A 10,706-nucleotide genomic window follows, 5' to 3' on the forward strand; every position below is an offset into this window, starting at 1 on the left:
ATGGCGTGACATCAACCGAACCGTTCGGTATGGTGCCATGGCTTAACACCCGCCAAATCGGCAGAGTTGTCCAAATGATGCACCAGGAGCGACGATGGCAAGCCAGCAACACATCGACAAGAGAACGCACATCCTCAACGTCGCGGGGCGGCTGTTTCTCGAACATGGGTTCGCTGGCACATCAATGGGGGAGATCGCCAAGGCTGGGGCAGGGTCCAAGGGCACGCTCTACACCTATTTCGATAGCAAGGAGCAAATGTTCGAGGAGTTCATGCACGCGGAAATTGAAGCGCGCGTCGCTCCCGTTTTCGAACTTCCCACGCGAACCGATGATCCTACTGCCGTGCTCCGCGAACTCGGCATACGATACCTTGAACTGACCACCCATCCGACCGTCTCTGCGATCCTGCGTCTGGTTATCGCAGAGGCGAGCCGATTTCCAAAGATTGGACGATTGTTCTATGAGGGCGGCCCAAAGGCCGCGCATGATAAGTTGGTCGCATTCCTGCAACGCTGCACAGACCAGGGGCACTATGATATTGCGGACGTCTCGCTCGCCGCCTCGCAATTCGTCCGCTTATGCCAGGCGGATATCATGCTCGAATTTCTGTTTTGCGTCCGCGAAGCGCCTGATCGGGTCGAGATCGATCATCTGGTGGACTCGGCCGTCGAAACCTTCACGGCCGCCTATGGACGCCGGTCATAAGCGGGATGTCTCAACAGCGAATGGGGCGATGCAGGGCACCGCCCGTCACCGGCGCCGCAGGGTATCTCGACACATTCGCCTACTGCATGAACCAGCCGTGGCTGACGACGATGGACTGACCCGTCAGGGCGTTGGTAGGGAAGGCCGCAAGGAACACTGCGGTCCGGGCGACATCATCCACGGTGGTAAATTCGCCGTCGACCGTCTCCTTCAGCATCACCTTCTTGATAACGTCCTCCTCGCTGATTCCAAGCTCCTGCGCCTGTTCAGGGATCTGTTTCTCGACCAACGGCGTCCTGACAAAACCTGGACATATGACATTGGCGCGGACGCCGTGGGGGGCGCCTTCTTTGGCGACCACCTTCGCGAGCCCGATCAGGCCGTGCTTCGCGGTCACATAGGGAGCCTTGAGGACGGATGCCTCCTTGGAGTGCACTGACCCCATGTAGATCACACTACCGCCACCTTGGGCATACATATGCTTGAGGCAAGCGCGCGTCGTTAGAAATGCGCCGTCAAGATGAATGGCGAGGAGCCGTTTCCAGTCGGAAAATTTAAATTGGTCGAGCGGCGCGACGATCTGAATCCCCGCATTCGACACCAAAATGTCGATCCGGCCAAATCGCTGGATAACGGCTTCTATACCCGCTTCCACCTGAGCCTCGTCAGTCACGTCCATCGCCACGGCCATCGCTGTCTCGCCGCTAGGATCGAGAGCGGCTGCCGCAGCCTCAGCCTTTTCGAGTTGGAGGTCAGCGACTACAACCTTCGCTCCGTTGCGGACGAACTCATGGGCGATGTCGTTGCCGATGCCGCTCCCCGCACCTGTGATGACGGCGACCTTGCCTGTTAATGTCATGGATTTTCCTTTCTGCTTTTCGATTTCGATGGGATTTTGTGAGCGGGGTCAGCTTTGGTCTGGGCCTCCGCCTGCACGATCCCTTGGAGAATGGCGTCTGCGCCGGAATGCGATGTTCCGGGAGAGGCAACACCCGCGACCGCTTCGGCCTGTTTGATCTTTTGCAGCGCTGGGTTTGCCGCGGGCGTGGCCGACACGCCGGCCTTGCTGGCTTCGGCAAGTGTCTGCTTTACGAGCGCGTAGCCTTCATCTTGCAGGTATCGGACCGACTCATCGGAGAAGTCATAATCGCGGGACGATGCTTCGCCGGCGCGACGGGGGCGTTGAAAGCGGACGATCTCGTTGGCGAAACCATCGCCCATCAACTGGATGAACCGAGGATGGCGCATGATCTTTGCGCGCTCCACCGGATCGATGCCCGACAGGATGACATTTATCATGCTGCGGTAAGCGTCGGTCATTTCGCGCGCGCGAAGATCGCTCCTGATCCGCTCGGAATAGACCACCTCATCCCGACGGGCGAGCACCTCGATCATGTTGGTCGGAAGCGGAGCTTCCCCGGCGAACAGATCGACGATATAGACCTGCTTTCCATCCGGTCCGCAGCGATCCAGCACAAGATCCAAGGGCGAGTTGCTGACGATCCCTCCGTCCCAATAGGCCGTTCCGTCAACAACCGTCCAGGAAAAGCCAGGCGGGAGGCTCCCGCTCGCCAGAACATGGTCTGGAGTCATGTCATCGACGTAGCTGTCGAACACCTCCAGTTGCGCGGTGCTTACGTTGACCGCGCCCACCAGGAGCCTGACCGGACTGCTTTTGAGACTGGCGAAATCAACATACTTTGCGATCAGATGCCGCATGGGGGCCGTGTCATAATAGCCCGTCCAAGAGGATGTGAGATCGAACGGTGGCATCCAGCGCGGCTTGAAAAAGTTCGGCACGCCGAAGGCCAGGATCTGGGCTGCAACCGCACCCCGGCGCATCTCAGCAAGCGGCAACGGGGGCGCCACGACCGTAATATCGTCCCAGAACGATTTGAGCGCTTCCGTCGCGTGATGCGGATTGCCGGCGATGATGGCGCCGTTGAGCGCCCCGATCGACACGCCCGCGATGATATCAGGGAAGATTCGTTCTTCTTCCAGTGCGCGGACCACTCCGCATTCGAAGGCGCCAAGCGCGCCACCGCCTTGCAGCACCAGCACTTTCTGCATGGGAATTTTGTCGAGCAGATAGGCCGGGTCGCCCAGCCGCTCCTTGTATTGATCGAGATTGACTCTGTAGCGGATCAATCCTTCGGCAACGCGAATCTCACCCGTAGGTCGCCCCATCATGAACGCGGCCCGAGGAACCTGATCGCGCATATAGAAAAGAGCGTAGCTCTGGTCCTTGAGATCTCCGCGGCTTATCCATTCGTCGGCGTGCTCCGGCACCCCGAGCATATCGAATCCGAGTTCGCCTATTTCGCAATAAAAATAGGACACCTCATCATATATAAGCCGCTGCCCGAGCATGTTGCGGGCGGCAAGCCGCCCCTGGCGGACCGCATTGTCCCAATGCTCGATGTGGCGGCGGCACCGAAAAACAGGGTCATAGAAACGGGTAACGTCTCCCGCTGCGAAAACATCTTCGACATTCGTTCGCAGCCGGTCGTCGACAGAAACGAAACCATTTTCGAGTTGAATTCCGCTTCCTTCGAGAAAATGCGTCGCCGGCTCGACCCCCATGCTGACAATGACCATGTCGCACGCGATATCGCGGCCGTCCCGCGTCCGTATCCCCGTCACTCGGCTATCGCCGACGACCTCGCTGATCGTATCGCCCAGCAAGATCGTTGCACCCTTGCCCTCGGCGTAGTCCTGAAAGAAGGCTGAAATCGCCTGCGATTCCAAATGTGTCAGCACACGGTCGCCAATGTCGATCATGGTCACTTGCAGGCCCATCTCGATCAGCGAAAGTGCGATCTCCATACCCAGGAAGCTGGCACCAAGGATTACGGCATTGCGTCCCGGCTGGGCCGAATCCCGCACGGCATCGCAGTCCGACTTGCGGCGGAGATAAAAGACTCCGTCTTTGGTGGAACCGGGCACTTCCAAGCATCGAGGCAGGGTGCCGGTTGCGATCAGGAGCTTGCCATAAGCGAAAGTTCGGCCGTCGCTGGCCGAGACCGTTCGGGACGCCGGGTCGATGCCGGTGACGTCGATGCCCAGAATGAGACTGATATTCTGCTGGCGGTAATAATCGACCGGATGAACGAGAATATCGACTTCGGTCGACGTGCCGAGAAGATACTGCTTCGAGAGCCGCGGGCGGTGGTAGGGAGGAAAATCCTCTGCCGTCAGGACACAGATCGATCCGGCCGCGCCCTCGCGCCTTAGTGTCTCGGCCGCCGTCGCGCTCGCCAGGCCCCCGCCTAGCAACAGATAGTCGAACGTCTCACTGCTCATGGCCCACCTTGTCGTTAGAGAGGCGGCGCTGTGCGATGGTGCTGCGGCGACAGATCGCTTGTTCATGGCGTGTCATCCGGGGCGTTCCTGCCCCAGATAGTCGTGCACGACCTCGCCTAACCCCAGCGTCAGGTCGGCAATATAGTGCGTCGCGCCTAGAACTTCGCGCACGGGCAACCGAGCGACATCGGCAAGAGCATGGGGATATAAATCGAGCGCGGCAGGTCCGCTCCACGCTCCTTTCAGCTCGACGTCCTCGAGATAATAGCGAACCAGCTCGCAAATTCGCGGGGAACAATCGACATGCGGAATCACCTTCAACATGAAGTTCGGCTGCCGCAGGGCCGTAAGCATCGGCTCATGTTCGAGAATGACGTGCTTATAGCCCATCGTTCCGAGCGCACAGAGCGAGCTTCCATAATGGAGCTTGCCAACGATGACGTCCGATTCATGTGCGATCGAGGGGGTAGCGAGCTTCTTTGGAAAGCCCCAGATTTCGCGGCCGCCTGCTATCGGGGCCTCATCATTGAGATACATGGAATGGACATAGCCGCCCGCTTCGCCATTGAAGCGGACGGGAATGACCTGCCCGGTTTCCGTATAGTCACCAAAGCCGGTGGAGTCGGGCATCCGAATAAATTCGTAATTTACGATCGGCTCGTCGATTTCAAGCGGCGCCGGAACCACTTCGCGCAAAGCATCGGGATCGGTGCGGTATTTGATGACGATATATTCGCGATTGTAGAATCGATAGGGTGGGCGGGGAAATGCCGGATTGCATAGCGGCATCGCGAATGCGCGCGCCCGCACGTCATCGATATTCATAGGCAGTGTTCCTGTCCGATTGGCCATTGGCTGGATTGCGTCGCCCCTGCCGCGCTGTGCTTACTCCGTCCGCGTGAAGAGAGTCAACCGAACCGTTCGGTTGACTCTCTATCTATGAGGCGGTATCCGAGCGAGGAAAGCAACATCAAAAACTGGATCGAATCATGCCTGCGAACGACAGTTCTTCCGACAGCAAGGCAACCGTGCCAACCTCGGCCGATGCCGGTTTCGAGCAAGTGCAGCAGCTTCTCGATATGGCGAACAGATCGAGGCAGGCGTCGTTGAACGCCTTGCGGACGTCGAGCGCGCGAACGAGCAAACTTGCAGTTGAGGCAACCACCAAAACGATCGCCTATTCTCAAACGGCGGCAACGGCATCGGCGGAACATCTCTCCCGGCTGACGCAGATTCGGGATTTCAAGGAAGCGGCTGAGCTTCAGGCGGAGTTCGTCCAATCGCGACTGAGCGCCTTCCGGGACTATCTTCGGGATCTCGGAAAGACGGTTGAAACGACGTTGACGGATCTGACGTCGGACTAACGGAACTATTGGACTGGAGCCTTCGGGACGCGCCTGGCTTCATGATCTGAGAGATAAGGAGAGGGGCCTAGAAGGGCCTGACCAAGTATATGTGCGTCGCGCAGGCACAAAGCTCCGCCGCAGGCCATCGGGATTTCGTTCTCGAAGCCGGCAGATGCTGGTGTGCTGCGCGGCGCGAAAAACTGGCGGTTCAGCCTCGACTCGTTCAGACGTTCGCGCCATTCGCTTGCGAGATTCTCGCGCCCGTGTTCGACGCGCTGTTTTTGAACTTTGAGGCCTGCCTTGGACGACCGATGATTACCGGCTCTCAGCAGGAGATCACCCAGGATGAAAGGGACCTAGTCGCCCTTCTGGAAAAGCCGATGTCACCGATCACCCGATTTCCTGAGTCATCGCTCCGGATAGTTTTGAGCGTGGCGCTGTTTTCGACGTGCCTCATGGTTGACTTGGCCCTCCCACCGGACCGTCGCGATCGGGGCCGCGATTGAGGTTGATGGTTTGTAGCCGTATCGTATCGGCCATGCCGAAGCGCGCGTTCTCCTCGCCTTGTAGTGACCGTGTTCTGGACGCGGCCATCGACCAGTTTGGCCAACATGGCATCGATGGCACCAGCACGCGGGCGATCGCCGCGGCGGCCGGCACCGCAATGTCGTCCATCACCTATCATTACAGCGGGAAGGAAGGTATTTACCTTGCTGCCGCCCAGCACATCGCCAACCGCTGCCAAGAAGCGCTTGCTCCGAGCCTAGAGCGGGCAAGAGCGGACATCTGGCTCGGCGAGGCGACCGCCTTCGAGAAGATTGACGGACTTGTCGTCGATCTCCTTCATCTAATGTTGGCAGGTCAGAGCAAGCCGTGGGAAAGGTTCGTGCTGCGTGAACAACTGGAGCCGACGCCAGCATTCAATTCGTTATATGAGACCATATTGGAACGCGTGACCGTCAGACTCAGCGAGCTGATAGCCCAGCTCGGGGGAGAACGATGGAGCAGCACCGAAGTTCGCCTTAAAACCTTCGCTATCCTTAGCCATGTTCGTATGTTTTGCGCGGCGCCGGAGTTGATGCGGCGGACCACCGGACTCGATCTGGCCAAACCCAGCGATGTGGATCGGATCGAGCGCTTCGTGCGCGGCGTTTGCAGAGCAACGCTGGATGTCGCTCCTTCAGATGGCTGATAACCTGTCCCTGTTAGGCGTTGCGGCGTCCGAAGCCTCGTTCTCGCCGGCAGCCAGCGACCTGAAGGCGTCGATGAGATGTATGAGGGCGGTGGTGATGTGAATCCGGTCTGCTTCGCAGAAGGGGCCGAGTTGTCGCTGCCAGCGCCGTTCGATGCGAAGCCGGAGCTGCCTGACCATTCGTTCTCCCTCCGGTTGCAGCGCAACCGCTACCAGCCTGCGGTCCTTGCGCGATCGGTTTCGACGCACGAGACCTTTCTGCTCAAGATGATCGATAAGCCGGGTGGATGCACCATCGGTAATGCCAAGCTCCCGATACACGTCTCCGATGAAACATATGCGGCCGTCCGCGATATATTTGAGCGTCAACCAATGTGAGAGGCGAAGCCCGCTGTCGCGGATCTGTCGCTCGATCCAATCCTCCATTTCTCGAAACGCAGCGCGCAGCAGCTCGCCGAACCTCTCCGGAGGGACCATTTCGGTCATTGCCGCTGGCTCGATCAAGGGCAACGCATACCGATATGGGAAACTTCAGGTCGCTCGCCACGGGGAGGAACAGGGGGCGTGGCGAGCGACCCGTTCCATCCCGGGGGGGCGTGCGGGACGGAAAGCGGTTGAATCTCATTGCGACGCGAAATGGCCGCGTGTCGGCAGCGCGGGAACCACGGCAGCAGCCGGCAATGTGGACGACGGCATTCGTTCGCGTGCAGCACCATGACCATCTTGCAGTCTCAAAACCTCAGCGAGTCTATATCAACCGAACCGTTCGGTCAACAAGAGTGCTGTTGCCAATTATGTCCGATAATTATGATTCTCGGACATAAGATTGACGGTCTGGCGGGGGGGTTTTAGGGTGTCCAGCGATGGCATCCGACGATCCTAGCGACACCGGCAACCTGCCCGTGACCGTGCCGCAACCGGCGCTGCCCGACATCCTGCGCGCTGAGGTCGATCGCGCGGCCGACTATGCGAAGGCGTCGCGGTCAGCGGCGACGCAACGTGCCTATGCCTCCGATTGGGATATCTTCACCGCTTGGTGTGACGTTCGCGGGATGGAAAGCCTGCCAGCGACGCCCGCCGCGGTCGCGACATTTCTGGCGAGCGAGGCCGACAGCGGCCTGAAAGTGCCGACGATTGGCCGCCGGCTCGCCGCTATCGGCTACCACCATAGGCAAGCTGGCTTCGACCCCCCACAAGAAATGGCGGGCGCGTCCGCGATCAAGGAAGTGCTTGCCGGCATTCGCCGCGAGGTCGGCACACGGCCTGAACGCAAGGCCCCCGCCGATGCCGACGCGCTGCGCGACATGATCCGCACCATCGAGGGCGACGATCTGCGCGCGGTCCGCGATCGCGCGATGCTGGCGATTGGCATGGCAGCGGCGCTGCGGCGTTCCGAGCTGGCCGGCTTGCTTATTGATGATGTCGAACTACCACCCGAAGGACTGCGCCTCCTGATCGGTCGATCCAAGACGGATCAGTCTGGCGAAGGCGCCGTCATCGCCATCCCCGAAGGCAGGCGCATCCGACCCAAGGCGCTGTTGCTCGCTTGGATCGACGCAGCGATGGAAGCAGCACGGAACTTGAATAATCCTCTCATCACCTTCGAATCCGGGCCTCTGTTCCGGCGCCTGACGCGCGGTGGCGAGCTGACGGCCGATCCCGTGTCGGACCGCGCCGTTGCTCGTCTCGTTCAGCGCTGTGCAGCGGCGGCCGGCTTCGATCCGACCGACTATGCGGGACATTCGCTGCGATCGGGTTTTCTCACGGAAGCTGCGCGGCAAGGCGCGAGCATCTTCAAGATGCGCGATGTGAGCCGCCACAAATCCGTTCAGGTGCTTGCCGACTACGTGCGCGATTTCGAGATGTTCCGCGACCACGCTGGCGAAAAGTTCCTCTGATCTTCAGCCGCCCTCATCCGGAGCGCTGCCCTCCCCTTTAATGACCGGAGGAAAGCACAGGCCCAAGTCATCGAACGCGCGGGCAGCTTTCACCAGCGCGTCACGCATCGCCATATCGCCTTGCAGTGTCGAGGAGTCCGCACTTCCTCGCACGCGGGCAAGTTGGCGCAGCAGCGCGAGTTCATCACTCGAAACGTGCGATGCGTAGATCGGGAGCAGTTCGCAGCCCATCGCGAGTGCCGCGCCGACCAATCGCGCCAGCGCGACGTGCGTGGTGCGCGTCCCGCCGAGCGACTCGATCGTTTCCAGCGCCCGCGCTCGATCGCCGGCGTTGCCCGCCAGGTTTCGCAAAATGAGAATGGCGCGTTGCTCGATCTGCGGGTGCTGGTGCAGCAACGTCAGAATCCCGCTCATCAACGATAGTCCGTCACGCCAATGTCGGACTAAGAGGTGACGCACCTACCCATGGTTGGGGAGGCTCGACCATCTTCATTACCGTATCCACCAGAAGAACGTGCTGAAAATCGCGCAAAGTGCCGCAACCAAGACGCAAAGCTGGATCGTCGCCCCTACGCTGTTGGTCACAGACAGGGTCTCAAATATATTCTGAAACCCTTGATGTTTGGGAGAACGCATAACCTGATACCCCATATCTCACTTCAGCGCCAATATTGCCCAGAATCCCAAGGTCATGACGAACGAGAACAGGAAGGTGCTCCAAGCGCCCAGGCGCGCGGTCCTGAGTTCATAACCGGCTCCGATATCCATTACTAAATGGCGCACTCCCGAAGCGAGATGCTGGAACACGCACCAGCTCAATCCGAACAGGATATAGGTGCCGACCCAACTCGCGGCGAAGTGGGCAAAGCGCTCATATGCCTTCGGGCCGTCAGCGATCGCCCAGAGCCACCAGAGCAATATCGGCATGCCTACCAGCGAAATCGCAATAGCCGAGAAGCGATGCATGATCGAAGTCATCATCGCGATGGGGGGCCGGTAAATTGTTGCGTGCGGTGATTGCGGTCGCTGTGCCATCTACCGATTCATCCCTTATGATATGCATGTTGGGTCAGAAACGGGCGCGTAGTGTGCGAATCGTCGTGGTAAGACGTGGCCACTATCGCCGCCTGTGCTGGGCCGCGGGCGATCTCCCGAACGGCGCGGGACTCTCGTATTCGATCCCCCGCAGGAAGATTTCGACGGCTTGGTGAACGACGTGTTCGATTTCTTCCCGCGCAGGGGCGGGCCGGAGTTCCAGAGCCACCTCCAGATGGATGTTGGCGCGCACCATGCCCACGAACTGCTGGGCGGCGATCGCGCAGTCGTCGACGACAATCTCCTCCCGCATAGCTGCGTTCCGAAGCACGTCGGCGAGGCCATCGGTCACAGCGCGAGGCCCATCTTCAAAGAATTGCCTGATCGAGCCTTGCGACATTTCAGAATCGCCAACTACCGCCCGAAAAATCGGTAAGAGCGTCGGCGAGGTGATCGCCGCAAGCAACCGCCGTCCGAAATCGGTGAGGATGGTGCGAAGGTCGGGACCATCACCCTCATTTCCCAGAAAAATGGTCCAATGAGCGCTTAAATCTGCGTTCAGGGGGCGCACCGGCGCAACATGATCGCCGCTGGGTTGCTCACCTCCATGGGGCGACTGGTCGTCATCTTGGCTTGCCGCTTCCTCTCCCATGTCTCCATGGGAGGCGACTTGCTTCGAAAGCAGCTTCAGTAAAGCGCGGTGCCGCCACATCGACAGCGCGGAGAAGACGCCCTGCGGTTCGTGAAACGCGGAGGCCCTGTCCGCTATCTCATTAATCTGTTCGGTGTCGAAACCCGCCCTCCGAATCCGAACCCGCTCGTCGGCATCACTCGCAAGCCCGACGCGGGCCAGGATCGCGAAACGCCGGAGCGCTTCAAGCCGCGGGTTCGCGAGACGGTTGGGCAACCGCGTTCCTGTTACGACGCGATACCATCTGCGAACTTTCGAAGGCTCGAAAAGGCTCGACGGACCGTCCGCTTCGGCCAAGGCGAGCACAGCCGTTTCAAGCCGGGACAAGCGACTTTCTGGCGGCGGCACGCCATTCTGGTCAATCCGCCCTCCCCTTTCCTGCGGATACGAAGTCGGATGATTGTCATTTGCCGCCACCGCGCGCGACCTTGGAAAGTGTGCTAGTGGATTGATCGGAACGAATGAGTCCGCTTGAGGGATTCCCATTCTTTCGGTGCCGTGCGACGATGCGGCATGCGAACGGGTATCGAGATCG

Annotated in this window: 12 protein-coding genes; 5 read left to right on the forward strand and 7 right to left on the reverse strand. The window is 59.7% G+C overall.

The window, feature by feature from the left end:
* Window positions 1-94 precede the first annotated feature (94 nt).
* Window positions 95-706: a TetR/AcrR family transcriptional regulator C-terminal domain-containing protein gene (locus tag GGQ90_RS24650; RefSeq protein WP_072598898.1), complete on the forward strand. Its 612-nt coding sequence runs from the start codon at window positions 95-97 to the stop codon at window positions 704-706.
* A gap of 79 nt (window positions 707-785) precedes the next feature.
* Here the strand turns inward: GGQ90_RS24650 and GGQ90_RS24655 are convergent, their stop codons facing one another.
* From GGQ90_RS24655 to GGQ90_RS24665, 3 genes are all read right to left on the reverse strand, one after another.
* Complete coding sequence (locus GGQ90_RS24655; protein WP_072598899.1) at window positions 786-1,565, reverse strand: 3-hydroxybutyrate dehydrogenase; 780 nt, start codon at window positions 1,563-1,565, stop codon at window positions 786-788.
* Window positions 1,562-4,009: an FAD-dependent oxidoreductase gene (locus GGQ90_RS24660; protein WP_072598900.1), complete on the reverse strand. Its 2,448-nt coding sequence runs from the start codon at window positions 4,007-4,009 to the stop codon at window positions 1,562-1,564. The genes GGQ90_RS24655 and GGQ90_RS24660 overlap by 4 nt, the downstream gene beginning before the upstream one ends.
* 72 nt (window positions 4,010-4,081) lie before the next feature.
* Window positions 4,082-4,834, reverse strand: coding sequence for an acetoacetate decarboxylase (locus tag GGQ90_RS24665; protein WP_072598901.1), 753 nt, complete (start codon window positions 4,832-4,834; stop codon window positions 4,082-4,084).
* A gap of 164 nt (window positions 4,835-4,998) precedes the next feature.
* Here GGQ90_RS24665 and GGQ90_RS24670 point away from each other — a divergent pair, with 164 nt between their 5' ends.
* The 3 genes from GGQ90_RS24670 (at window position 4,999) to GGQ90_RS24675 (ending at window position 6,547) form a co-directional block, all read left to right on the forward strand.
* A complete protein-coding gene (locus GGQ90_RS24670; RefSeq protein WP_072598902.1) occupies window positions 4,999-5,373 on the forward strand; it encodes a phasin family protein in 375 nt (124 codons plus the stop codon).
* 245 nt (window positions 5,374-5,618) lie between these two features.
* Window positions 5,619-5,861, forward strand: a complete 243-nt coding sequence (locus GGQ90_RS29110; RefSeq protein WP_158011107.1) for a hypothetical protein — start codon at window positions 5,619-5,621, stop codon at window positions 5,859-5,861.
* A gap of 32 nt (window positions 5,862-5,893) precedes the next feature.
* On the forward strand, window positions 5,894-6,547 hold the full coding sequence (locus GGQ90_RS24675; RefSeq protein ID WP_072598904.1) for a CerR family C-terminal domain-containing protein: 654 nt from the start codon (window positions 5,894-5,896) through the stop codon (window positions 6,545-6,547).
* On the opposite strand, the gene GGQ90_RS24680 is transcribed toward GGQ90_RS24675, so the two are convergent.
* Window positions 6,536-7,033 (reverse strand): MarR family winged helix-turn-helix transcriptional regulator, encoded by a 498-nt coding sequence (locus tag GGQ90_RS24680; protein ID WP_158011109.1) that lies wholly within the window; start codon window positions 7,031-7,033, stop codon window positions 6,536-6,538. The genes GGQ90_RS24675 and GGQ90_RS24680 overlap by 12 nt on opposite strands.
* A 377-nt stretch (window positions 7,034-7,410) precedes the next feature.
* Here GGQ90_RS24680 and GGQ90_RS24685 point away from each other — a divergent pair, with 377 nt between their 5' ends.
* Window positions 7,411-8,445: a site-specific integrase gene (locus GGQ90_RS24685; protein ID WP_072598906.1), complete on the forward strand. Its 1,035-nt coding sequence runs from the start codon at window positions 7,411-7,413 to the stop codon at window positions 8,443-8,445.
* A 3-nt stretch (window positions 8,446-8,448) separates the two neighbouring features.
* Here the strand turns inward: GGQ90_RS24685 and GGQ90_RS24690 are convergent, their stop codons facing one another.
* From GGQ90_RS24690 to GGQ90_RS24700, 3 genes are all read right to left on the reverse strand, one after another.
* Window positions 8,449-8,859: a hypothetical protein gene (locus tag GGQ90_RS24690; RefSeq protein ID WP_072598907.1), complete on the reverse strand. Its 411-nt coding sequence runs from the start codon at window positions 8,857-8,859 to the stop codon at window positions 8,449-8,451.
* A gap of 240 nt (window positions 8,860-9,099) precedes the next feature.
* Complete coding sequence (sdhC, locus tag GGQ90_RS24695; protein ID WP_072598908.1) at window positions 9,100-9,480, reverse strand: succinate dehydrogenase, cytochrome b556 subunit; 381 nt, start codon at window positions 9,478-9,480, stop codon at window positions 9,100-9,102.
* An 82-nt stretch (window positions 9,481-9,562) separates the two neighbouring features.
* Window positions 9,563-10,706, reverse strand: a 1,144-nt coding sequence (locus tag GGQ90_RS24700; RefSeq protein WP_223178435.1) for a TetR/AcrR family transcriptional regulator C-terminal domain-containing protein, incomplete at its 5' end; no start/stop codon positions are given.

The organism is Sphingobium scionense (assembly GCF_014197035.1).
Taxonomy (GTDB): Bacteria; Pseudomonadota; Alphaproteobacteria; order Sphingomonadales; family Sphingomonadaceae; genus Sphingobium; species Sphingobium scionense.